Raw genomic sequence first — 24,570 nt, forward strand, 5'->3', positions numbered from 1 at the left:
GATCACGCCGCCACCTCCACCTCACTGGAGAGCAAGGCCTCTACAAACTCAAAACTGGAAAACGGTCGTAAATCCTTAATGCCTTCGCCTGCCCCCACAAAACGGATCGGTAGCCCCAACTCTTGAACCACAGCTAAGGCAACCCCCCCCTTGGCCGTGCCATCCAACTTCGTCAAGATCACCCCCGTAAGCTGTGCCGCCTCAGCAAACACCTGCGCCTGCCGCAGGCCGTTTTGCCCTAGGGTGGCATCGAGCACTAGTAGCGATTCAATGGTGGCATTGCTGGCTTTTTTATCAATAATGCGGCGAATTTTTTTGAGTTCTTCCATGAGGTTGGCCTTATTTTGCAGCCGTCCGGCGGTATCCACCAACAGCAGTTCGGTGCCCCGGGCTTGGGCAGCACCGATCGCATCAAACACAACTGCCGCCGGGTCAGTATTTTTACCGGGATTGGCAATAACCTCAACATTGGAGCGTTGCCCCCAAACTTTAACCTGTTCTGTGGCCGCGGCTCGAAAGGTATCCGCCGCCGCAATCAAACAGCGATAGCCCGATTGGCTGGCAATATGAGCCAATTTGCCAATGGTCGTCGTTTTACCTACACCGTTCACCCCAGCGATCAGCCAAATGTTGAGCTGCCCTTTCTGGGGGGCAAAATCTTGGGCATAGCCGTTGCGAAAAGGGGCATCTAGCGTATCGCGCAGAATTTGCTTGAGGTAGGCGATCGCCTGATCGGCGGGTAAGGTCTCTTGGCGAATTTTGGCTTGCAGTGCGGCGATAATCTGATCCGTGGCCTTCACCCCCACATCAGATTGCAGCAGCAGCATTTCAATCTCTTCAACCGCATCACGCCCTAACGGGCCTTGACCCACAATGGAGCGCAGTTGATGCACCAGCCCGCGGCGGGTCTTGCCTAAGCCTTGACGTAGTCGTTGTAGCCACGTAATTTCCTCGAGATCCACCTCTTCAGGGCGACGACCTTGGGCAGCTAACACTTCCGCTGACCACAAAAATCCAGCATCGAGAGCAACCGGTGCCACGGTCTCTGCGGCCTCCGGTTCCTCTGCTGCCACTGGATGTACGATGTCCGGAGGGGGTGCCTCGGACACAGCATCTGGTGGTGCATCGCTGACCTCAGTTGCAGTGATTGTTTCCGCTGTTTCCGTCGTCCTAGGATTCTGGCGCGACTGGATAGATTGCAGAGCCGTTTTCGCCCAATTGAGAAGGCCGCCCTCAGCCGCCTGGGAGTCTGGTTCTAGGTCTGGTGGCGCTGCGGAAGCCTCTGGCTGCGGCGTGGCAACCGTATCAGCGGGTACCTCACTCTCGCCACTACCACCAAACTTACGCCGAAACCAGTTAAAAACCATCCGCTCTTCTCTCTTTATTCCTTCTAGATCAATCCCTGACAGATTATTGTATGTCTCACCGTTGCGGCAATCTGCCGGTAGTTAGTTGTACAGGTAGCGCAACCGATGGAGCCACTGCTCCATGGGGGACTGTTGCGCGTAGACCTGCGATCCCTTGTACTGGCAGGCTGGTGCCATGGCATTATCGTAGCAGACATAGAAAGGTGTGCGACCGATGCAACCGGTCTCCAAAATCAACCTTTACTTGGACGAGGCGGCAACATACCTATGGCACACCGCTAGTCGTTAGTTCGCAAACCGTGCAGAATGTGGGCAAAGTCTTGCAGTGCCTGCCGGTGGCGATCGCCCGCAACAGCACTAAAATCGTTGTGACCAGCACCCTCAACCCACAGGGAAAATTTGGGGGTGGCCGCAGTGGCAAATAGGGCTTGGGCATGCTCAAAAGGCACGACCTCATCGGCAGTCCCGTGCAGGATTAAAACCGGCACCGGCACCTGCGGTAGCTTGGCTTGATTGGTGAATTTATCGAACGGAAACAAGGGAAAAGGCACCACAACCCGAAAGGCAGAGGTAAACGTGCTTTCTAAGATCAGCCCAGCAACAGGTACGTGGGTCGCCAGTTCTGTGGCGACACCGCCCCCGAGCGATCGCCCGTACAGTATGACCTGCTCTGGTGGAACGTTGAGAGTCTGGGTCAGGTACTTGTAGGCGGCTCTGGCATCTTGGTAGGCATTGGCTTCGCTGGGGGTGCCCGTACTCAGCCCATAGCCACGGTAGTCGTAGGCCAACACAGCAAACCCCCAATCGCGGTACTGGGTCAAGAGGGGTTCAATTACCCCCAAATCTTCGGCATTGCCGTGACTGTACAGCAGCGTGAACGTAGCTGCGGGATTCGGTAAATACAGCACCGCGAGGCGATCGCCCCCCTCCATGGGGATAAGGCGCATCTGAGCCAACAAATCATAGGTGGGAGGCGGCGGCCGAAAGATCATAGCATCAGCACGGACGTAAACGTAGGCCGCCACAAGGACGTAGATCAGGACTGCTGAGCGCACCAGCCGCTGCCAACTAACCTCCCCCAGCAGGTAGTGCCGCAGCTGCCCCATTAGGCGTTTAGCTCTGGTGCCACCTTCGGCATGTCGGCCACTGAGGAGCTAGGGTGTTGGGCAAGGGTCGGTACGACCTCGCGCACTCGCGCAATCACCTGTACGGTGGTGGCATCGTAAATTTGCGTCAGCAGCTTGGGATATAGGCCAATACCAATAATCGGCACCAACAGGCAGGCAATAATAAAGACCTCCCGGGGTTCAGCATCGATCAGCGCCTCATGCTCCGTCAGTTCCTTGTTTTCTGGCCCAAAGAAAATTTCCCGCAACATCGACAGAAGGTAAATGGGCGTGAGGATAACCCCCACCGCTGCTAAAAAGACCACAAGAATCCGAAAGGGCAAGGAGTAGGCATCACTGGTGGCAAAGCCGATAAATACGAGTAGCTCCGCCACAAAGCCACTCATCCCTGGCAATGCCAAGGAGGCCAGCGAGCAGGCCGTAAACATCGCAAAGATCTTCTTCATTTTTTGGCCAACCCCCCCCATTTCCTCGAGGATCAGCGTATGGGTGCGATCGTAGGTTGCCCCAACTAAGAAAAAGAGGCTGGCGCCAATGAGACCGTGAGACACCATTTGCAGAACAGCACCGCTCATCCCCAAATTAGTAAACGAAGCAATGCCAATGAGCACAAACCCCATATGGGAAATTGACGAGTAGGCAATTTTGCGCTTGAGGTTGCGCTGGGCATAGGACGTCAGAGCAGCATAGATAATATTCACCACCCCCAAAATCACCAAGACTGGTGCAAAGGTGGCGTGGGCTGCCGGCAGCATATCCACATTCATACGAATAAGCGCATAGCCACCCATTTTCAAGAGAATACCGGCTAAGAGCATGTGCACCGGGGCGGTTGCCTCACCGTGGGCATCCGGTAGCCATGTGTGCAGCGGTACAATCGGCAGTTTTACCCCATAAGCTACCAAAAAGCCAGCATAGACCAGCAGTTGAAAGCCCATGGCATAGTCTTTCATCGCTAGGGTATGCATATCAAAGCTAATGGTGTCGCCGTAGAAGGCCATGGCCAAGCCCGCTACCAGAATAAACAGGGAGCTACCCGCGGTGTAGAGAATAAATTTTGTGGCGGCGTACTGCCGCTTATAGCCCCCCCAAATGGCCAGCAGCAGGTAAACCGGAATCAACTCCAGTTCCCATGCCAAAAAGAACACCAGCATATCCTGGACGGCAAAGACAGCAATTTGACCGCCGTACATCGCCAACATCAGGAAGTAGAAAAGACGCGGCTTGAGGGTAACAGGCCAGGCCGCTAAAATTGCCAGCGTGGTAATAAAGCCCGTCAGCAAAATTAAGGGCATTGAGAGACCATCCGCCCCCACAGACCAGCGCAACCCCAAGGTCGGAATCCAATCATAGCTTTCCCACAATTGCAGCCCAGGGGTATTTAGGTCGTAGAAGTTCGTGAAGGCATAAACAATGGCCGCAAAATCAATCAGGCCAATGACAAGGGCATACCAACGAATGGGTCGTCCTTTCCCTTCAGGGTCGGGAATCAGGGGAATCGCAAAGGAGGCCACAATCGGAAAAAGGATGATTGCAGTCAACCAAGGAAAGTTACTCATGGGGGTACTCGTTACTCCTCAAGGAATAGATAATGTCCATGATGGTCAATGGTGGGGTAAGAAGAAGCGCTTAAGTTTGCACCGAGAAGATCACGAAGCCCAGCACCGCCAGTAAAACAATGAGGGCGTAGAATTGGGCACGACCATTCTGAAAGTACTTCAGCCCTTCACCGGTGACCATGGTGACAAAGCCGGTGAGGTTGACCACACCATCCACGACGTTGTAGTCCACTTCCAACACCTGCCGTGCTAAGCGGCGGCAGCCTTTGACAAATACTGCGTCGTACAGCTCATCAAAGTACCACTTGTGCAGGGAAAACTGGTAGAGGGGTTCGATCGCCTTGGCAATGCTTTGGGGGCTGGGCGTGCCCTTGAGGTACATCAAGGAGGCAACAGTAATGCCAATGAGGCCAATGCCAACGGAGCTGCCCGCCAGCACTAAAAACTCCGTTAAATCAAAACTATGGGCTGCGATCGCCTCTCCGGGAGCATGAACAAACGCTTCAAAGAGATTGTTAAAGGGGGTGCCCAGCAAACCAATGAGCATTGAGGGAATAGCCAACACGACCAAGGGAACCGTCATTGTCCAAGGCGATTCGTGGGGTGCGGCAGCATGGTGCTTGCCATGCCCCTGATCGTGATGTGCTTGAAGCTCGGCAGGGACGTTACGAAACGGCCCCTCAAAGGTCATGAAATACATCCGAAACATATAAAAGGCCGTTAGACCCGCAGTCAGCCAAGTCAGTACCCACATCGCAGGGTTGGCATGGAACACCGCCCCAAGAATCTCATCCTTGGACCAAAACCCAGCAAAGGGAGGAACCCCAGAAATGGCTAAGCACCCAATTAAAAAGGTTAGCCCCGTAATGGGCATATATTTGCGCAAGCCTCCCATATAGCGCATATCTTGGGCAAGGTTAGGATCGTGACCCACAACGCCTTCCATGCCGTGAATGACAGAACCTGACCCCAAAAAGAGCATGGCCTTGAAGTAAGCGTGGGTCATCAGGTGAAATAATCCAGCACTGTACGCGCCCACGCCCATCCCCATCACCATGTACCCGAGCTGAGAAATGGTGGAGTAGGCAAGGCTTTTTTTAATGTCGTTTTGGGTAATGGCAATGGTGGCACCCATGAAGGCGGTAAATGCCCCTGTCCAAGCAATGATGTCCATGACGATAGGGAGTTGCTCAAAGACCGGGAACATACGGGCAATGAGAAACACTCCCGCCGCCACCATTGTTGCCGCGTGGATCAGTGCCGAAATGGGGGTGGGACCTTCCATGGCATCGGGAAGCCAGACGTGCAGGGGAAATTGGGCGGATTTGGCCACCGGACCGAGAAACACAAGGATGGCCAGAATGGCGGCCAACTGCGAAGAGAGCAAGCCACTGTTTAGTAACTCGGTGAGGCGATCGCCCATTTCACCAAATTCAAAGGTACCGGTTGCCCAAAAGAGACCCACCATCCCCAGCAGCAGGCCAAAGTCGCCAACGCGATTGGTAACAAACGCTTTTTGAGCCGCTTCTGCCGCACTTTTGCGGTCGTACCAAAACCCCACCAGTAGGTACGAGCACATCCCCACCAGTTCCCAGAAAATATAGACCTGTACCAAGTTAGGGCTGACCACTAACCCCAGCATCGAGGAGCCAAACAGGCTGAGGTAGGCATAAAACCGTACATACCCCGGATCGTGTGCCATGTAGCCATCGGTGTAGAGCATCACCAGAAACGCAACGCTGGTAACCACCACGAGCATCATGGCTGCGAGGGGGTCAATGACATAGCCCATGACGATATGCAGGCTGCCCGCTGCCGCCCATTCAATCATCTGGGTATAGGGAGCGTGCCCGTGGCTTTGGCTCCACAAAATGGCGAGGGAATGGCCAAGGGCGATCGCCATGAGAGCCATGATGAAAATGGCGCTGGGTCGCCGCAGGCGGCTGGTGGTCTCAGAGAAGGAAATGAGGCCAAAACCAACAACTAAGGCACCCAGCAAGGGTAAGACGGGAATGAGCCATGCGTATTGATACAGGGGTTCCATGTGTGCAACCTAACCTTGAGCTGATCTGCTCTATCTAGGGATATACTCTAGGTCTATGGGGACTTTAGTAGGTATTAATCGCTAGTCTAGGCAAAACCCTTTACATTCTGCCATATCCCCTCACGAACACGGGTAGTGGTGCTGGTTACAGAAAATTACAAAACAGATTTTCTTTAGATTTGGTCAGGCCTTGGGGGCACGATGGAAAGAGAGGCGATCGGGAACGTGGGCTGCCGCGACTGCCGTCAATAATTTCTATGGTTGATTTGAGGTAACTTGAAGCGATGACGGTTGTACACGTACATTTGCTGTGGGGGGGAGTACTCCGGCAATGGGGTTTGATTGCCCTAGGGGCGATCGCCGTGGTCTTTTTTCCCCGATGGGTTACTGCTCAAACTGTACCCGATCCCGCTATGGTGCAGCGGGTAGAAAACGCCACCTTTGTCCTCGGACAGTTTAGCTTCAATAACAATCAACGCATTCCGCCACGGATTATCCAGCGGGCACAGGGGATTGCCATTGTTCCCAATGTTGTGCAAGCTGGGTTCCTCTTTGGTGGTCGCCGTGGGGCAGGCATTTTGCTAGTGCGCGACAACAATAACGATTGGAGTAAACCCGCCTTCATCACCATTACTGGCGGCAGTTTTGGCCTGCAAATTGGTGCCCAGTCCAGCGATGTCATTTTGGCCTTTATGGATAAATCCGTTGTCCTGCGCAGTTTAGCGCAGTCCTTTCGGCTGGGGGGCAATGTCTCGGTGGCTGCCGGACCTGTGGGCGGCGATATTGTCAGCCCTACGGATCCTAGCCCTCAAGTCTATTCCTATGCCCGCAATGCTGGGTTGTTTGCCGGGGTTGCCATCGAAGGGGCAACCATTAGCTTTGACCGCAATGCCAACACCCGCTTCTATGGCCAGCGCAACCTGACACCAACTCAAATTTTCGAGAATGCTGTTGCGCTGCCGTCCCCGCCGGTACTCAACGGTCTGTACAATGCCCTAGCGCGTGCTGCCCGTTAAAAAACCTATCCTAGGTATAAGCAGAACCTGATCGCAGTGCCCCCATTAAACGAAAACGCGGGTGATATGATATGGGGGACTCAATCAATGCGCGGATAGTTATGGATCTGGTAACACTGGCGGCACAGTTGAATGCGGGTACCATTGTACCTGAGACAATTGTTATTGTTACTCTTCTCATCGTCCTTCTTGCCGATCTGATTCAGGGGCGCAGCGCCGATCGCTGGACTCCCTACTTGGCGATCGCTGGCTTGGCCGGTGCAGTGTTGGCCATGATTCCGCAATGGGGACAGGCAGAGACGGCGAGCTTCTTGGGCAGCTTCCGCTCCGATAACCTCAGCCTTGTCTTTCGCGGCTTGATTGCCCTGTCGGCCTTGGGCACAATTTTGATGTCCATTCGCTACGTGGAGCAAACCGGTAGCTCCTTGGGCGAATTTATGACGATTTTGTTAACGGCCACTGTTGGCGGTATGTTTGTGTCCGGTGCCGAAGAGCTAGTCTTTATCTTTATTGCCCTTGAAACCCTGAGTATTGCCTCCTACCTATTAACTGGCTATACAAAGCGCGACAGCCGCTCTAACGAAGCTGCCTTGAAGTACTTGCTGATTGGTGCAGCGAGTTCCGCTATCTTCCTATACGGGTCGTCCCTCCTTTACGGCCTCTCCGGTGGGCATACCCACTTACCCGAAATTGCCCACGCCTTATCCTCCCAATCCCTTGGCTTAGTCGTGGCCTTGGTGTTTGTGATTGCTGGCATTAGCTTCAAAATTTCCGCTGTGCCCTTTCACCAGTGGACGCCAGATGTCTATGAAGGGGCACCGACCCCTGTTGTCGCCTTTCTCTCGGTTGGGTCAAAGGCAGCGGGGTTTGCCTTGGCCATCCGCTTTTTGACCTTGGCCTTTCCCAGTGTGACGGCGCAATGGCAGTTAATCTTTACGGTACTGGCCATTCTCAGCATGATCTTAGGCAATATTGTTGCCCTTGCCCAAACCAGTATGAAGCGGATGCTGGCCTACTCCTCCATTGCCCAAGCGGGGTTTGTGATGATTGGCTTTGTGGTGGGCACCGAAGCAGGCTATGCCAGTATGCTGTTTTATTTGCTGGTCTATCTGTTCATGAATTTGGGCGCCTTTACCTGTGTGATCCTGTTCTCACTGCGTACGGGCACCGATCAAATTAGTGAGTATGCGGGGCTGTACCAAAAAGATCCACTGCTGACCCTTGGTTTAAGCCTCTGTCTGCTGTCCTTGGGCGGCATTCCTCCCCTAGCGGGGTTCTTTGGCAAAATTTATCTGTTCTGGGCTGGTTGGCAGGCGGGAGCCTACGGTCTGGTGATTTTGGGGCTATTGACCAGTGTGGTCTCGATCTATTACTACATCCGCGTTGTCAAGATGATGGTGGTCAAGGAACCCAAGGAAATGTCCGTGGCAGTGCAACGCTATCCAGAGGTCTCGTGGTCTGCTTTTGGGATGCGTCCTTTGCAGGTAGGGCTAGTGACGATGGTGGTGGCCACCTCTTTGGCCGGGATTCTGGCCAACCCAATCTTTAACTTGGTGAATACCGCGATCCTTGATGTGCCGAGTGTGGCGGCTCAGCCCCTCAGTGTTGAGGTGGCCTATCAGCCGCTCCAATCCCCCTAAGCTTAACGATGATTTAACTGGGATCGCTGGCATCCTCTGGCACAATCGGGGGATGATTTGGGGAAGGGATGATGCTGGGGCAAATTAGCGTGAAGGAGCTGGCGCAGCGGCTGGCTAGTGAGGCGCAGGTGCTGCAACTTGTCGATGTTCGTGAACCCTCAGAGTGGGCGATCGCCCACCTCCCTCACTTTAGGTTGTTACCCCTGAGCCAGTTTGCCGAGTGGTCACCCCAAATTTGCCAGATTCTTGATCCGGCCAAAGAAACCCTAGTGCTGTGTCACCATGGGGTACGCTCCGCCCAAATGGGTCACTGGCTTGTGCAGCAGGGCTTTTKCAATGTCAAGAACATTGTCGGTGGCATTGATGCCTACGCTACTGCGGTTGATCCCACCCTACCCCGCTATTAATCTTGATTAATCTTGTTGTTGCCTCAGGAGATTCTCCATGACTCTAAAAGTTGGCATTAATGGCTTTGGCCGCATTGGTCGCCTAGTTCTACGGGCTGGCTTAGCCTGTAACACTATCGAATTTGTCGGCATTAACGATCTCGTTCCTGCGGATAACCTTGCTTACCTGTTTAAGTACGATTCCACCCACGGTATCTATGGCGGCAGTGTCAAGGCAACGGGCGATGGCATTGAGATTGATGGCCGCTTTATTCCCTGCACCGCTATACGCAACCCCGCCGAATTGCCTTGGGGAAAAGTGGGAGCAGATTATATTGTGGAGTCAACTGGACTGTTTACGGGGTTTGAGGGGGCGACTCAGCACCTACAGGCAGGGGCAAAGCGCGTCGTCATTTCGGCTCCGACGAAGGATGCGGATAAGGTAAAAACCATTGTGGTGGGTGTGAACCACGATACCTTTGATCCGGCGGTGGATGTTGTGGTCTCCAATGCCAGTTGCACAACGAATTGTCTGGCGCCAGTGGCTAAGGTGCTCCACGAGCAGTTTGGCGTGGCGGAAGGGTTAATGACCACCGTCCACTCGGTAACTGCCACCCAGCCTACTGTGGATGGCCCCAGTAAGAAAGACTGGCGCGGTGGGCGCGGTGCTGGCCAAAATATTATTCCTGCCTCCACCGGAGCGGCCAAGGCGGTGACATTGGTGCTCCCGCAACTGAAGGGTAAGCTAACGGGGATGGCCTTTCGGGTGCCTACTCCCGATGTGTCTGTGGTGGATCTGACCTTCAAAACAGAGACAGCAACCAGTTATGCCGAGATCTGTGCTGCGATGAAGGCTGCCGCCGCAGGGGAACTCAATGGCATTCTGGGCTATACCGAGGAGGCGGTTGTCTCCAGCGACTTTATTGGGGATGGCCGCTCCAGTATTTTTGATGCCACCGCTGGCATTGAGCTAAACAGCAACTTTTTCAAGGTGGTGGCATGGTATGACAACGAGTGGGGCTACTCGAATCGCGTGGTGGACTTAATGAAGGTTATGGCCACGAAAGAGGGCTTGCTCTAGCGGCCTTGGGCGTGCAGCGCGTTAATGCAGCGGCAGCAGTCTTGGGTAGTGGCTTCTAGGTGATGGCGATCGCCACTTAAGGGAGGGGCAATCGGCTCACCAATGCGGACGGTAATTGGCACGGGTCTGGGAAATCGCCCCTTGGCAAGGATCTCCTGAGTTCCCCACAGGCATACTGGCAGCAGGGGGGCTTGGGCTTTAGCTGCAATAAGCGCCGCCCCCAGCTTGGGATCGTAGATGCGACCGTCCGCAGTGCGGGTGCCTTCGAGAAAGACGCCTACGACCCAGCCTTGATCGAGGGCGTGCAAAGCCGCTTGCAGGGCACGGCGATCGCTAGCACCCCGCTTGACGGGATAGGCACCATACCACCGAATCAGGGTGCGCAAAATAGGCACGCGAAAGAGTTCTTCCTTCGCCATCCACGCCACGGGTCGCCGCACACAGTTGGAAATCAGGGGAGGGTCAAAGTAGCTAGCATGATTGGCCACCACCACCAACGGCCCCCGCTGGGGAACGTGGTGCGCGCCATAGATGCGCCCGCGAAAGTAGGTGTGCAGCACGGGGCTGACCACTGACCACTTGAACAGATGGTACAACACCAGACTAATGAAGGGTTCGCGATCGCGGGGCACAGCGACGACTCCTAGGCGGGCAAGGTAGCGATGGAGCAAACCCCCGTCACATTAATGTCTGGGGTGGTGCGCTTGACTAAGCCTGCTAGGACAGCCCCCGGCCCGACTTCTAAAGCTTGGGTCACCCCTGCGGTAGCCAAGGCATGGCAGGTCTCTACCCAGCGAACGGAACCCGTCATTTGCTGGCGTAGGCGCTCTTTAATAACGCTGGCCTCGGTTGTGGGGTGGGGCTCCACATTGTTTAAGACCGGCATCACTGCATCGTGGAAGGTACAGTTCCCTAAGACGCTGGCAAATTCCGCCGCCGCTTCTGCCATAAAGGGGGAGTGAAAGGCGCCGCTGACATTGAGGGGCACTGCCCGCTTCACCTTGACTTGGGTCAGGAGGGTATCGACGGCAGCAGGGGTGCCTGAGATCACCACTTGCCCGGGATGATTATCGTTGGCCAGCACGACATCAGGGGTGGTGGCGATCGCCGCCAACAGCGCATCGCGATCAAAGCCAATGAGCGCCACCATTTTGCCGCCCCCGGCAGCATTCATCAGTTCAGCGCGTTTTTGCACCAGCTTCAGACCCGTCACAAAGTCAAAGACATCGGCAGCATACAGCGCCACGTACTCCCCTAAGCTATGGCCTGCCACAACGTCTGCTGTTGCGCCACGGTCTTTGAGGGCATCCACCAACAGACTCTCCACCACAAACAGACTTGGCTGCGTATAAAGGGTTTGATCTAAATTACCCGTGGTTCCGGCACAGCAGTCGAGCACCGACCAGCCTAGGATCGATGCTGCCAGATCACAGCGTTCCTGAGCGGGGGGATAGGCCTCCAGTAAATCCGCCATCATACCGCTGTGCTGCGAGCCTTGGCCGGGAAACAACCATGCTGTTTTTGTCATGCGTGCTGCTCAACCTAGAATATCGAGAACGGGGTGCAGGTCACCCACTGGTTTTCTAGCCTACGGGCAGTTTTTTTTATTTAAGCATCAAAAATTAAATATCTAGACTCTCCAAGGCCAACTGCGGGCCATAGGTCTCAATAAATTCGCGCCGGGGTGCGACGCGATCGCCCATGAGAATTGTAAAAATGCGGTCGGCTTCAGCCGCATCCTCAATTTCCACCAGCTTCAGGATCCGGGTTTGGGGGTTCATGGTAGTTTCCCATAGCTGCGCAGGCATCATTTCCCCTAGTCCCTTAAAGCGTTGGATGGTGTAGTTGGCATTCTCCGGAAACGTAGCCAGTTGCTGTTGCAGTTCGCGATCGCTATAGCAGTAAAAATGCTGTCGCCCCCGCTCCACCTTATAGAGAGGAGGGCAGGCAATGTACACAAAGCCACGGTTAATGAGTTCTTGTTGATAGCGGTAGAAAAATGTCAGCAGGAGGGTACGAATATGGGAGCCATCCACATCCGCATCGGTCATCAAGATCACCTTGTGGTAGCGCAGCTTATCTGGATCAAATTCCTCCCCCTTGACCCCTAAGCCCAAGGCGGTAATTAAGGCTTGCACTTCGTTGTTTTTGTAAATTTTGGCATCATCGGTTTTTTCGATATTCAGGATCTTGCCCCGTAGCGGTAGAATCGCTTGAAAGCGGCGATCGCGCCCTTGCTTGGCGCTGCCTCCCGCAGAGTCGCCCTCCACAATGAAAATCTCCGATTCTGATGCATCTCGGGAGCTACAGTCTGCCAGCTTACCGGGCAGGGTTGAAGACTCCAACACCGACTTGCGTCGCACCATTTCCCGCGCTCGCCGGGCGGCTTCTGCGGCATTAAAGGCCTGAATGGCTTTTTCGAGGATGGTATCCGTCACACTGGGGTGAAAATCAAGGTACTCGGTGAGGGCTTCCCCCACAATGGAGTCCACAATCCCCCGTACCTCGGTATTGCCCAGTTTGGTTTTAGTTTGCCCTTCAAATTCGGGGTTGGGAACTTTCACCGAGATAATGGCGGTTAAGCCTTCACGGATATTTTCCCCCGCTAAATTGGCGTCATTTTCCTTGAGTTTATTCCGCTTGCGGCCAAAGGTATTGAGGGTGCGGGTGAGGACGGCCTTTAACCCCTCCATGTGGGTGCCCCCATCCACAGTACGAATGTTGTTGGCAAATCCCAGCAAGTTCTCGCTGTAGGCATCGGCACACCATTGCAGCGCTGCCTCTACCTGCACATCATTTTTTTCCCCTTGGACGTAAATAATTTCTGGGTGCAGGGGGTCTTTTTCCTGCACCATATAGCGAACGTATTCGCGAATGCCGCCTTCGTAGCAATAGGTTTCCCGCAGAGGAGGGGTGGGGCGTAAATCCTGAAACTCAATCTGAATACCAGCATTGAGATAGGCCAATTCCCGCAGGCGAGTCATCAGGACTTTGGCATCAAAGTCGATGGTTTCAGTAAAAATTTGCCGATCGGGAAAGAAGGTGACGGATGTGCCTCGGCGCTGGGTGGTATCCGGTGTTTTCTCAAGGGCAGTGATGGGCACCCCCCGCTCGTAGCGTTGACGGTGCATGGCGCCACCCCGCCACACCGTGACTTCCAGCCATTCCGAGAGGGCATTGACGACAGAGACCCCAACACCGTGCAACCCACCGGAGACCTTGTAGCCGCCATCCCCAAATTTGCCACCCGCATGGAGAACCGTCATCACCGTTTCCACCCCAGACACGCCGGTATCTGGATGGGTATCGGTGGGGATCCCACGGCCATTATCGGTGACGGTGACCGAGCCATCCGCATTAATCTGCACTAAAATAAGGGAGCAGTATCCTGCTAAGGCCTCATCAACAGCGTTGTCCACCACTTCATATACCAAGTGATGGAGTCCTTTGGGGCCTGTACTACCGATGTACATTCCCGGACGGGTTCGCACTGGTTCAAGGCCTTTGAGCACCCGTAACTGGGCAGAAGAATACTCGGCGGTCATGACAACTCCCTAACTGCGATGTCAGTGGGGCAAATAATGGTTTGGCTTGCCCTCAGGTTAAATCTGACCTAAATTTTAACATGGAAGGGTTATAGGCGATTCTAGGAAATTTTCAGGCTGTATTTGTGTGGGGGATGCAGGCTTAATTGTTATCGCGGGGGCAACAGCCACGGGGAAATCGGCCTTGGCGATCGCCCTCGCCGAGGTGCTCGACACAGTGATTTTAAGTGCCGATTCGCGGCAAGTCTATCGTGGCTTTGACATTGGCACCGCCAAGCCAACGGCGGCAGATCAAGCGCGGGTGCGCCACCATTTGCTGGATATCTGTGACCCCACCGACCCCTTGACCCTAGGTACCTATCAACAACAGGCGCAAGGGTTGATTGCCGAGTACCACGCTCAGGGCATTACCCCAGTGCTAGTTGGGGGAACTGGGCTGTATATCCGCAGCATTACCCAGGGGTTACGGATGCCCGATGTGCCACCGCAGCCAGACTTGCGCGCCCAATTACGCCACTACGGCCAATCCCAGTGCTATCAGTGGCTCCAGCAGGTGGATCCCCAAGCAGCGCAGCGCATCCATCCCCACGATCAGGTGCGGACCTTGCGGGCGCTGGAGGTCTATTACACCACAGGGATACCACTGACTCAACAACAGCAGCGGCAGCCGCCAGACTATCCGGTGTGGTATTTCGTCCTTGGCGGGGGCGATCGCCAGCGGATTGCCCAGCGGACTCACCAGATGGTAGCGCAGGGGTGGCTCGCAGAAATTCGGCGGTTACAGGCACAGTACGGGGATGATCTACCTCTGCTCGATACCTTGGGCTACCGGGAAATGCGCCAACACTTGCGGGGAGAGATCACCTTAAGCGAGGCCATTGAGTTAACCGTGCGTCATACCCAACAGTTTGCCAAGCGTCAGCGCACCTGGTTTCGCCAAGAACCCAATGCCCTGTGGGTGCTGGGCACCACCCTCGAAGCGCAAATGGCTGAGATCCTAAGCCATCTCCCTTAGAATCTTTTGCGATCCCACCCGCGAGTAGCCGAGCACCACCTCCACAAAACGCTGAATGAGGCGGTTGGCATGGGGGGKGGGCTGAGCACTGTCCTTGAGGCGAGCTAAGGCATGACCGTCTAAATGATAGCGATCGCAGTAGCGGGTGATCCGGGCAATCAAATCCCGATCATTCACCTCCGGGTGAAACTGAAACCCATAGAAGGGTTTGCCCGCCAAGCGAAAGGCATGATAGGGGCAGCGCTCACTGTAGGCCAGTAAAATCGCTCCTTGGGGCAGCCTGAGGGCGCGCTCTTGGTGCCCAGAAATCGCCAAAAAGGGATTGGGACACCCCTGAAACAGTGGATCCTGCTCTCCCTCTGGTGTGAGATACATCGCATAGGTGCCCATCTCCATGCGATCGCGATCCACAATCACCTCGCCGCCCAACGCCTGCACCGCCAACTGAAAGCCAAAACAGGAGGCGAGCACCGGAATATCCTGCTCAATGCAGGCCAAAATCAAGGCCATAGCAGGGGGCACAAAGCGGTACACCTGCGGCTTGAGTACCGTTGCATCACTAGAGCCGCCAATAAACAGCGCGTCAAACCCTTGAATACAACTGGGGGCAAAATCAGGACACTCAAAGCCGTTTAATACCGTAAATTGACTGCGATCTAGGCCACTAAACGCCACGAACTCTGCTAGCTCTTCTGCTTGGGTCAGTGCATCCCCGCGAGCCTGAAGTAATAGAATCCGTGGTGCGGGCGCAGTCATGATTTTGTTAGCTCAGAACGGATTGGGCTATTTACGGCGTTCAATGGGCTGGGGGGKGGGGGGGCGATCGCGATCGATGTGGTTCGGCTGCAGAAACACTTCATAAAAGCCCACCATTTGTTTTAGGGTGGGATGGCGCAGGGTTTTGCCAGACATCCCATAGGCAATGGCTAGCCCACAGGCTCCCTTGCCCTTTGCTATCGCCCTAAACCATTCGTCCAGCTCTGCCACCTCCCGTGAACTGAGGGTCTGGCACATCCAGAAATGATTTGCGTTCGTTTGCAGCAGTACAAGAGAGTCAGAGCCACGATCACCATGGGACACAAGCGTCAGATGGTGCACCCCTCCTTCACTAGCAAGCGCCCCTGCTATCGCTAGGGCTTGGGGCTTTGTGGTTTGGATGATGAGGATGGGGTAGCGCTCAACGGTGGCAGGGACTGTCCCGGGCTGATAATAGCTTACTGCTTGGCGCAATTCAGTAAGAGACTCTGGCGTTTCAAACCGAAAGAGCGTGTAGAAGTCTGCTGGAATAGTTTTAATTTCAACAGGTGCTAACTCCTGCTCCTTAGCGGCCATATCCTGCTGCATCTGCTCCAGTAAGTCCGGGTCGGTACTTACTTGCACCTGATAGCTCAGGGCAGAGTGGAGCGGGGAAGAAATGGTTAGGGGCATTTCAATACTTGGATAAGCATTGCGACGGAACTTTTTACCGTGCCGCTGCCAAAACTGGATCAGGGCATCGAGCACCACATAGACCATTTCCGCTTCTTCAGGGGCAAAGAAGTGGCGCACCCCTTCCAGGGGATGAACAACGCCCACATCAAACATGTAATATTGCCCCTTCAGTTGAAAGAAGGCGTGGTCTAGGGCATCGACGGTATCGGCAACTTCAAAATTAAGCAGGAGGCAATCTTGATCTAAAAGGCTGGGGTCGTCGTACTCGTCGTCGTCATCCTCCTCGGCAACAGCCGGTGCCGTCATGGCTCGCTGCCAAAAGTCCCAAAAGGCCTTTTCCCCCCGATAGAGCATGACACCAAACTCGCGGTTCATGCTGTCGCTTTCGCGATTAATAAACAGAGCAATCAATGTGGGCGACTCCCAAGACTCACAGTAGAGTTTTAGGGGTTGCATATTACATAGATGCTGACAAAGATCGAGTTCAGCAAAGGCTTTGACTTTAGGTAGAAAAAGCTCTGCGTATTCTGGTGGCAGGACGTCTTGCTCTTCTGCCTCGTCAATTAACTCTGACTCCATAAAGGCAAAAAATTCCTGTAGCAAAGGAATATCTTTGCTGTACTGCACCTCAATTTCGAGGGGAAGGAGGATACCCCGCAAGAAAAACTGTAGTTCTAAATCGTTAACAATAATTGTCTGCGGTCGGCAGGGGGAATTTTTGGGATGGGGGTGCTCCATTGCCTGCACCAACAGCCGCATCAGTTGTTGCTTGCTAAAGGGGTGCTCCACAACTTCCATGCTGCGAACAGACTGACTGTTGGCATCTAGCCATGCACCGCAGTAGGCTTCGGTATCATCAGCAACAAAGGCACAGACTCCACCAACCCACACCGTTGGGAATTGGGGTAAATTCAGCAGGCGGCGGCAGGTGGCAGCAGGTAAAGTCACAAAAACAGTACACGTAATAACGGGTAGATACTTTTCTACTTTACCGCACTATACGTATAGGCTATGTAGGGGTCGCGCTACCCGTCACTTGCTGTGCGTGCCACTGGCGATTATCTTAGGGGTGACGAGTTAGTAGGTCAGCCACTAGCGATGAAAGCACAGGTGTTCCGAGGGGTGAACCAGCTTAGCTACGAGGAGTTACCCATTCCGGAAATTGCAGCGGATGAGGTGCTGGTACGGGTTAAGGTGGTGGGGTTGTGCCAGTCGGACATTAAAAAAATCCGCTACCCTCTCTATGAGCCACCGCGCATTTTTGGGCATGAAACAGCCGGGGAAATTGCTGCCGTGGGGGCAGCGGTAAAGGGCTGGCAGGTGGGCCAGCGGGTTGTGGTGATGCACCACATCCCCTGTATGCACTGTACCTACTGCCTGAATGAAAACTATTCGATGTGCCATGTCTATAAAACGATTACAACAACCGCAGGGTTTATTCCCAGCGGCGGTGGGTTTGCTGAATACGTGAAGGTTCCCGGTCACATTGTGCAGCACGGTGGGCTGATTCCAATTCCTGAGGACATCAGCGATGAGCAAGCTAGTTTTGTGGAGCCGACGAACTGCTGCCTGAAGGCGGTCAAGAAGGCGGGGATTGCCCCCGGTCAAACGGTGCTGATTACCGGCGCCGGACCAATTGGTCTGATGTTTATTATGCTGGTGAATCTGTTTGGGGCACGGGCGATCGCCACCGATTTACTCCCCTCCCGCATTGCTAAAGCCAAAGAAGTGGGTGCTGCTGCTGCCTTTGATGCCCGGGATGCGGATCTCAATGCCAAGATTCAAGCGCTCACCCAAGGATTAGGGGTGGATGTCAGTTTGTTGGCCGTTCCGAGCGAGAGCGCCTTTTTTCAAGCCCTGGAGTGCACCCGCAAGGGGGGCAAAATTCTCTTCTTTGCTGAATTTCCCGATGAAGTGGAGATTCCCCTCAATCCCAATGTTCTTTATCGCCGGGAAATCGATCTCCTCGGCAGCTATAGTTCCTCCTATCGCCTTCAGTCCTTGGCCAGTGACATTATTTTTAATCGTCGTATTGATGTGGATGCCCTCATCAGCGATCGCTATCCCTTGGCAAAGCTGGCTGAGGCCGTCGAGCAGGCCGTCTCCCCCACCGCCGACACCTACAAGATTCTCATCTATCCGGATGCCTAATGCACGCGCTTTCTCTCCCCACGTGGGTTATTCATATTTCCAGTGTCCTTGAGTGGATAGCCGCCATCTGGTTTGTGCAGCAACTCCATCGATACCGCCCCCAAGAAGGCTGGCGATGGTTAGCCTGGGCAATGCTGCCGGCGCTTGTTAGTGCGATGTGTGCCTGTACATGGCATTACTTCGATAATGCCCCTCGTCTGGCATGGCTTGTGGATCTGCAAGCAATTCTCACCTTTGTCGGCAACTGCACCCTGTGTCTTGCAGCCGCATGGCTGTGGTGGCGGGGGCGGCAACGCTATCGTCCTGACAGGATTGATTGAAATTGGCAGTTCTTAAAGACTTCCAGTATGCTGTTATCATGCTTGCCTCACGGAATGATTGGATTGCGTATCACAATTGGCAGCTCTGAGCCGGTACCTAGCGTAGAGCAAGGAGAAACGTTTCCCCGTCAATCCATCCCTGAACGCCGAGACTGAGGACGTGCGGAGGTCGCCATGGACAGTAGTACCCAACTGACTGGTTTGTTTGTTATCACAGTCGTTCTGGGCATTGGTGCGCAAGTCGCTGCCCAGTGGTTACGCCTGCCCAGCATTGTGCTGCTATTGTTGGCTGGAATTCTCTGCGGCCCCAGCGGTTTGGGGTTAGTGCATCCGGACATATTGGGGGACGGCCTAGAGGTACTTGTGCCCCTGTGTGTAGCGCTCATTCTGTTTGAGGGGGGATTAAGTTTAGACCTCAGCCGTGCCGATCAAGATATTACCGGTAGCCTCTGGAAGTTGGTGACTGTAGGGGGCCTAATCACCCTTGTCGCGGGTGCGATGGTGGCTCACTGGATTGGTGATTTTCCGTGGCGCATTGCCTTTTTGTACGCCTCGCTTGTGGTTGTGACCGGGCCCACGGTCGTAGGACCGCTGCTGCGGCAGGKGGGGGTTGAGCACAAGCTGGCGGTAATCCTTGAAGGGGAAGGGGTATTAATTGATCCCATCGGCGCTATTTTGGCGGTGGTGGTGCTGAATGTGGTGCTAGAGCAAGACCTCGGGGTGGCGGCGATCGCCACGGGAATGGCACAGCGACTGGCCACTGGGGCAGTCATCGGCGGTGTTGGCGGCTGGCTCTTGAGCCGATTTTTGCGCTGGGCGTGGTTTTTAGAGGACGAGCTACGAAATCTGGTGGTGTTGGCGGTACTGTGGGGGCTGGTGTGGCTCTCCCAGGAAATGGTGAGTGAATCGGGACTAATGACTGCTGTTGTCTTTGGGCTGATGCTGCGCTGGTGTGAAGTGCCCGGCGAGCGGCTGTTGCGGCGGTTCAAAGGACAACTCAGTACCCTCTCCATTTCAGTGCTCTTTGTGCTTTTAGCCGCTGATCTGTCCATTGCTAGCTTAAGGGAGCTAGGGGGGGCGGGGATATTAACGGTTCTGTGGTTAATGCTGGTGATTCGCCCCTTGGTGGTAGCGGTGTGTACGTGGGGCAGTGATCTAAGCTGGCAGCAAAAGGCCTTTTTGAGTTGGATTGCCCCGCGGGGGATTGTTGCTGCCTCGGTGGCATCGTTGTTTGCCATTACCCTCACCAATGCTGGGATCAGTGGCGGTGATGCCATCAAAGCTCAAGTGTTCCTGACGATTTTGATGACGGTCTTTGCCCAAGGCTTAACAGCCCGCTGGGTTGCTACCAAGCTCAATGTGCGGGCACAAGGAGCCTCTGGGGTATTGATTGCTGGGTGTACTCCCTTGGGTCGTCTTCTCGCACGACTATTGCGCGATCGCGGTGAAGAAGTGGTGATGATTGACACCGATGCCGAAGCCGTAGAAATTGCCCGCAAAGAACACGTGCCGGTGTACCTTAGCAGTGCCCTTGACTTAAATATTCTGCAGGAGGCGGGGATTACCCAATTGGGAACCTACTTGGCCGTTACCAAAAATACTGAAGTCAATGCTGTTTTAGCGCAGCGAGTCCTCGAAGAATTTCACCCACCCCGGGTCTTAGCTGCCCTGAGTCTTGAGGAGTGCCCCCTCGGCATGAGTGCGGCCTTTACCTCCCAACTCTCGATCAAAGCGTGGAATCAATATATCGCGACTGAGGCAGTACGGATTGGTGAACTGGTGATCGAGGAGGAGCAATCCCATCTGCAACGGGATCACCTTGATGCGCTGATCCGCTCCGGAAAAGTTCTGCCGCTATTGGTGGAGCGTCCCGAGGGGCTGCGCATTGTCCGAGCGAATGAAGAATGGCAGCCCGGCGATCGCCTCATCTATTTGCTGCACAATCCCAAACCCCATACACTACCGCAGGCGCTCATCTCTGGCTGGCCCGTCAATACCCACGTGGAATCTGTATTGGTGCCCAGTGAAACACCATCCCCCCAAGGAACCTGAAGCAGCAATTCCCGTCATAGGGCGTAACCATCTAACCATGGCTATGGTGATTGCCCCAGTGTGGAGACCCTGAGCAGGCTCTGCAGGGGTCAAGCCTTGCAAAATTTTTGCAGAAATTGTTCAACTTTTTGGAGATGTTGCGATGCACAACATAGCACAGCGCGGCATGGCGTTTTTTAGCTGCGGTTTACTCAGTTCAGGGACTCTTGCCACCCTCTTGATGACTCCTGTTCAGGCGCAATCCCGCTTTATAGATACTCAAAATACATGGGCGCAAGCCTGTATTGATCACTTGGCCAGCCGCAATATTATTAGCGGTTACCCCGATGGCACCTTTCGCCCTAATGCCGCCGTGACGCGAGCGGAGTATGCCGCCATGCTGGGGAAAGCTTTTCCCAATGCACCCGTGGTGCGCACCCCCAGTACCTTTAACGATGTTCCCAGTAATTTCTGGGCGTTTAGTGCCATTCAAAATGCAACCCGTACTGGATTTTTGAGCGGCTATCCGGGGAATGTCTTTCAACCCAATCAAAATATTCCCCGAGTACAGGCGGTAGTGGCCTTAGCCAGTGGCCTGCAGTATCCTGCCCCAGCCTCTGTGGAGGCAACCTTGGCTCAATTCAGTGATGCAACGGCGATTCCCGAGTATGGGCGTTCGGGGGTGGCGGCAGCAACCGCTAAACAAGTGGTCGTGAACTATCCCAACGTGCAATTTTTTGCCCCCAATCAACTGGCCACCCGTGCCGACATTGCTGCGTTCCTCTGCCAAGCGACTCGCACAGCCGGTGCTCAAGCCTTAGTGCCCATGCAGTATGTTGCAGGAGCCAGTGCAACCCCCATGGCTCTATCGGCAGGCCAACGAATTCCGGCTCGCTTCCCCGATGCTGAGCGCATTATTGTTACTCCCAAGGAAACTGTGCCGATTCGTCTGGTGGCGGCGGCGGATGTCCGCGATAGCCAAGGTCGAGTAGTGATTCCCAGCGGTAGCGAAATCTATGGCCAAATTCAACCCTCTCAAGGCGGCTCTCGGTTCGTGGCCAATACGGTAGTCATTAATAACCAGCAGATTCCCCTAGCGGCAACCTCAAATGTAGTCAAAAAAATTCGCGATACCCGCGATCCCGATATTGGGAATGTCTTTCGCAATGCGGCGATCGGTGCTGCTGTCGCGGCAGGGATTTCTGGCTTGGCGGGCGATCGCACCATTACTCCCCTAAAAGTGCTAACGGGGGCAACCGCTGGCGCAGCCATTGAAACAAACCAAGGTCGTCCAGCAAGCTCTGTTGTCCGTGACTCCCTCATTGGGGCGGCCTTGGCCACGGGTGCCTCTGCTGTTATTGGCGATCGCCAGATTACCCCAGAAAAAGTCATTACCGGTGCGGCTGCCGGCGCAACCATTGGTGGGGTGATTGATCCTGCGGTTCGTCGTGTTGTGGTTATTGATGCTAATACGGATTTAGGGTTGACCTTAACACAGTCTTTCACTGTGACACCCTAAGACTTAGCGGGGTCTCCACCTGCTCCCTAGTCTGATGGCTCCAAGGGCTCGCTCATAGCTAATTGACAGGCAGCCAAACTTGCCGTGTTATACATCTGCTGTAAACAATTCATTAAGTGAGAGGCCTCACCGGCATTCTCGTGGGGAAGGGGGAGGAGCACCGACAGGACAGCATCCGGTTGCCCTAGGGGCACAAGCACTACCAAATCGGCAGGAAGTGGGGCAGTGTACTGCCAAAACCTAGCATCGGTTTTGGGGGGAGTATAGGTCAGTAGGGGGGGTGGGGGTAGTGGCTGGGACTCTGGAGTTGCGCGGGAGTGCCGCATCTGCCGCAAAATCTCGTCTTTGGTTCTACCTCGCAACTGAAACAGCAAAAAGGGGTCTTCCTTAAAGCGTTGACCCAGCAGGTAATAGACTGCACCAATGTGCTTACAGGGATTGACGGGATCTGGGCAATTGCAGCGGCTGTGGATATCGAACTTGGTGAAGGGGAACAAACTCAACCCCGCTTGGGTAAAGACCTCTTCAATGCTGGGGGGCAACTCTCCGGCTAAGAGTTTTGCGCTGTAGAGAGCTTGCTGAGCCATGCTGTCAATAACGTATTGCCACTGCTCAGCGGTAAAAGCATCGAGGTGTAGTGTCACATGGTAGGGGGCAGGAGCAGTTCCTTGCACTTGGGCATGCACCTGATTGCCTTTGAACTCTAGGGTTAGCACACGTCCTTCGCGCACATAAATCCGCGCCCGCTCCATCCGTCGTCGCCAGCCAAAGGATTCTAGAACACTGATCCAACGCTCACTCCACCACTGTTGGCGATCGGGCGATAACGCTTGAGGGTCAGTGGCCACAACGGCAGCCTCAGTTGGAGTTGAAGGGCTGGTGGTTGCAGGCGCCTGTTGTTGCTGCTTTTGTTTTTCCTTGAGGCTGGCAGCCTTACGGGTAATTCTTAAAATCTGGGGCTGTTTCATAGGAGGGGTGACCTTGCAAACGTTTGCGCAGACTGAAAGAATTGACCGCACGCCATCGGAGCAGGGTTGATCTCGTGCTCCGATCCTAGCCATGAATACCGCGATTCGACAAGACTGGTGCTGAGCCGTCTCCTGTTGACCACGTTCACAGTTGGGCGACAAACGCTGCTAGCCGCTCCAACCCCTTTTCTATCGTTTCAATATCCGTCGCATAGGACAGGCGAATATGATCATCCATGCCAAAGGCTTTACCTGGAATAGTGGCTACTTTGGCCTCTTCGAGGAGGCGATCGCAAAACTCCACGGAACTCAGCCCGGTTTTGGCAATGTCCACAAATAGATAAAATGCCCCTTGGGGTTGGACGCAACGCAGTTGGGGAATGCCTGTAATTCCGGCATACATCCGCTGGCGACGCTGGCGAAAGGCTGCTAGCATCTGGGCGACGCAATCTTGGCTGCCTTGGAGAGCGGCGATCGCCCCGTACTGCGCAAACGTGCAGACATTCGAGGTGCTGTGCCCCTGAATTTTTGTCGTGGCTTTAATCAGCTCAGCGGAACCAGCAAGGTACCCCACTCGCCACCCTGTCATGGCGTAGGCCTTCGCAAAACCACTGCTGACAATGGTGTAGCTAAAGGCAGCGTCGCTAACAGCACCAATACTTAAGTGTTCTGCCTCATCGTAGAGAATTTTTTCATAAATTTCATCCGACACCACCCACAACCGATGGCGCACAACGACCTCTGCCAATGCCCGAATTTCCGCTGGGGTATAGACCATACCCGTGGGGTTGCTGGGGGAGTTGAGGACAAACAGGCGGGTTTTGGGGGTGATCGCCGCCTCCAGTTGAGCGGGGGTAATGCGGTAGCCTGTTTCAGCAGTGGTGTGGACAATGACAGGCGTGCCACTCGCCAAATGCACCATTTCTGGATAGCTGACCCAATAGGGTGCTGGAATAATGACCTCATCCCCAGGGTTGATCAGCGCCAGCATTAAGTTAAAAAGGGACTGCTTGCCGCCATTGGTCACAAGAATGTTTTCAGCGGTGTAAGGGAGGTGGTTCTCAGTTCTGAGTTTGTCGGCAATGGCTTGACGTAAGGCGGGTTCGCCTGCTGCTGGCCCATAACGGGTTTTGCCTTGATCCAGAGCCATCTTAGCAGCGTCGCGGATGTGGGCAGGGGTGTCAAAGTCCGGTTCTCCGGCACTAAAGCTACAAACATCTTCCCCTGCGGCTCGCATGGCCTTTGCTTTGGCATCAATCATTAAAGTTACCGACGGCGTGACCCGCATCACCCGCGTTGCCAACTCCATCCTTACGTCTCCCTTCGGCACGGATTTTTCTACCTTATTGTAGTTGCTACCCCAAACGGCG

At 54.5% G+C, this 24,570-nt stretch carries 20 protein-coding genes; 9 read left to right on the forward strand and 11 right to left on the reverse strand.

Going from position 1 to position 24,570, the window contains the following annotated elements:
- Positions 1–2 precede the first annotated feature (2 nt).
- From ftsY to L5470_RS00640, 4 genes are all read right to left on the reverse strand, one after another.
- Positions 3–1,367: a signal recognition particle-docking protein FtsY gene (ftsY, locus tag L5470_RS00625; protein WP_099798511.1), complete on the reverse strand. Its 1,365-nt coding sequence runs from the start codon at positions 1,365–1,367 to the stop codon at positions 3–5.
- A gap of 278 nt (positions 1,368–1,645) precedes the next feature.
- The gene (locus L5470_RS00630) at positions 1,646–2,473 is read right to left on the reverse strand and encodes an alpha/beta hydrolase (RefSeq protein ID WP_099798510.1); all 828 of its coding nucleotides are present in this window, start codon (positions 2,471–2,473) and stop codon (positions 1,646–1,648) included.
- Entirely contained in the window at positions 2,473–4,053 is a 1,581-nt protein-coding gene (ndhD1, locus tag L5470_RS00635) for a photosynthetic/respiratory NAD(P)H-quinone oxidoreductase subunit D1 (protein ID WP_099798509.1), read from the reverse strand. Before ndhD1 ends, L5470_RS00630 begins: the two co-directional genes overlap by 1 nt.
- 70 nt (positions 4,054–4,123) lie before the next feature.
- Positions 4,124–6,097, reverse strand: a complete 1,974-nt coding sequence (locus L5470_RS00640; RefSeq protein WP_499497514.1) for an NAD(P)H-quinone oxidoreductase subunit 5 — start codon at positions 6,095–6,097, stop codon at positions 4,124–4,126.
- A 284-nt stretch (positions 6,098–6,381) separates the two neighbouring features.
- Here L5470_RS00640 and L5470_RS00645 point away from each other — a divergent pair, with 284 nt between their 5' ends.
- From L5470_RS00645 to gap, 4 genes are all read left to right on the forward strand, one after another.
- The gene (locus tag L5470_RS00645; RefSeq protein ID WP_499497516.1) at positions 6,382–7,113 is read left to right on the forward strand and encodes a lipid-binding SYLF domain-containing protein; all 732 of its coding nucleotides are present in this window, start codon (positions 6,382–6,384) and stop codon (positions 7,111–7,113) included.
- 101 nt (positions 7,114–7,214) lie between these two features.
- Positions 7,215–8,753, forward strand: a complete 1,539-nt coding sequence (locus tag L5470_RS00650) for an NAD(P)H-quinone oxidoreductase subunit N (RefSeq protein WP_499497518.1) — start codon at positions 7,215–7,217, stop codon at positions 8,751–8,753.
- A gap of 68 nt (positions 8,754–8,821) precedes the next feature.
- The gene (locus tag L5470_RS00655; protein ID WP_499497520.1) at positions 8,822–9,160 is read left to right on the forward strand and encodes a rhodanese-like domain-containing protein; all 339 of its coding nucleotides are present in this window, start codon (positions 8,822–8,824) and stop codon (positions 9,158–9,160) included.
- Between the two features lie 37 nt (positions 9,161–9,197).
- A complete protein-coding gene (gap, locus tag L5470_RS00660) occupies positions 9,198–10,220 on the forward strand; it encodes a type I glyceraldehyde-3-phosphate dehydrogenase (RefSeq protein ID WP_099798505.1) in 1,023 nt (340 codons plus the stop codon).
- On the opposite strand, the gene L5470_RS00665 is transcribed toward gap, so the two are convergent.
- The 3 genes from L5470_RS00665 to gyrB form a co-directional block, all read right to left on the reverse strand.
- Positions 10,217–10,891, reverse strand: a complete 675-nt coding sequence (locus tag L5470_RS00665) for a lysophospholipid acyltransferase family protein (RefSeq protein WP_227517580.1) — start codon at positions 10,889–10,891, stop codon at positions 10,217–10,219. The genes gap and L5470_RS00665 overlap by 4 nt on opposite strands.
- A complete protein-coding gene (gene fabD, locus L5470_RS00670; protein ID WP_499497523.1) occupies positions 10,864–11,748 on the reverse strand; it encodes an ACP S-malonyltransferase in 885 nt (294 codons plus the stop codon). Before fabD ends, L5470_RS00665 begins: the two co-directional genes overlap by 28 nt.
- Positions 11,749–11,842: 94 nt before the next feature.
- Positions 11,843–13,765 (reverse strand): DNA topoisomerase (ATP-hydrolyzing) subunit B, encoded by a 1,923-nt coding sequence (gyrB, locus tag L5470_RS00675; RefSeq protein WP_099798502.1) that lies wholly within the window; start codon positions 13,763–13,765, stop codon positions 11,843–11,845.
- A 127-nt stretch (positions 13,766–13,892) separates the two neighbouring features.
- On the opposite strand from gyrB, the gene miaA reads away from it, so the two are divergent.
- The gene (gene miaA / locus L5470_RS00680; RefSeq protein ID WP_499497526.1) at positions 13,893–14,780 is read left to right on the forward strand and encodes a tRNA (adenosine(37)-N6)-dimethylallyltransferase MiaA; all 888 of its coding nucleotides are present in this window, start codon (positions 13,893–13,895) and stop codon (positions 14,778–14,780) included.
- Here miaA and L5470_RS00685 read toward each other — a convergent pair.
- Positions 14,763–15,536, reverse strand: coding sequence for a type 1 glutamine amidotransferase (locus tag L5470_RS00685; RefSeq protein WP_499497528.1), 774 nt, complete (start codon positions 15,534–15,536; stop codon positions 14,763–14,765). The genes miaA and L5470_RS00685 overlap by 18 nt on opposite strands.
- Positions 15,537–15,563: 27 nt before the next feature.
- Positions 15,564–17,159, reverse strand: coding sequence for a DUF6930 domain-containing protein (locus tag L5470_RS00690; RefSeq protein ID WP_499497530.1), 1,596 nt, complete (start codon positions 17,157–17,159; stop codon positions 15,564–15,566).
- Between the two features lie 93 nt (positions 17,160–17,252).
- On the opposite strand from L5470_RS00690, the gene L5470_RS00695 reads away from it, so the two are divergent.
- From L5470_RS00695 to L5470_RS00710, 4 genes are all read left to right on the forward strand, one after another.
- Complete coding sequence (locus L5470_RS00695) at positions 17,253–18,362, forward strand: zinc-dependent dehydrogenase (protein ID WP_499497532.1); 1,110 nt, start codon at positions 17,253–17,255, stop codon at positions 18,360–18,362.
- Positions 18,362–18,682, forward strand: a complete 321-nt coding sequence (locus tag L5470_RS00700) for a DUF2499 domain-containing protein (RefSeq protein ID WP_099798497.1) — start codon at positions 18,362–18,364, stop codon at positions 18,680–18,682. The genes L5470_RS00695 and L5470_RS00700 overlap by 1 nt, the downstream gene beginning before the upstream one ends.
- 174 nt (positions 18,683–18,856) lie before the next feature.
- Complete coding sequence (locus L5470_RS00705) at positions 18,857–20,734, forward strand: cation:proton antiporter (protein ID WP_499497534.1); 1,878 nt, start codon at positions 18,857–18,859, stop codon at positions 20,732–20,734.
- 142 nt (positions 20,735–20,876) lie between these two features.
- Positions 20,877–22,232 carry an S-layer homology domain-containing protein gene (locus tag L5470_RS00710; RefSeq protein ID WP_099798495.1) on the forward strand — a complete coding sequence of 452 codons (1,356 nt, stop codon included), beginning with the start codon at positions 20,877–20,879 and terminating at the stop codon, positions 22,230–22,232.
- 26 nt (positions 22,233–22,258) lie between these two features.
- Here the strand turns inward: L5470_RS00710 and L5470_RS00715 are convergent, their stop codons facing one another.
- Complete coding sequence (locus L5470_RS00715) at positions 22,259–23,200, reverse strand: SWIM zinc finger family protein (protein ID WP_499497537.1); 942 nt, start codon at positions 23,198–23,200, stop codon at positions 22,259–22,261.
- Positions 23,201–23,345: 145 nt separating this feature from the next.
- Positions 23,346–24,509 (reverse strand): pyridoxal phosphate-dependent aminotransferase, encoded by a 1,164-nt coding sequence (locus L5470_RS00720; RefSeq protein WP_099798493.1) that lies wholly within the window; start codon positions 24,507–24,509, stop codon positions 23,346–23,348.
- Between the last annotated feature and the right edge of the window lie 61 nt (positions 24,510–24,570).

The organism is Synechococcus sp. PCC 6717, assembly GCF_022698185.1.
GTDB lineage: Bacteria > Cyanobacteriota > Cyanobacteriia > Thermosynechococcales > Thermosynechococcaceae > Thermosynechococcus > Thermosynechococcus lividus.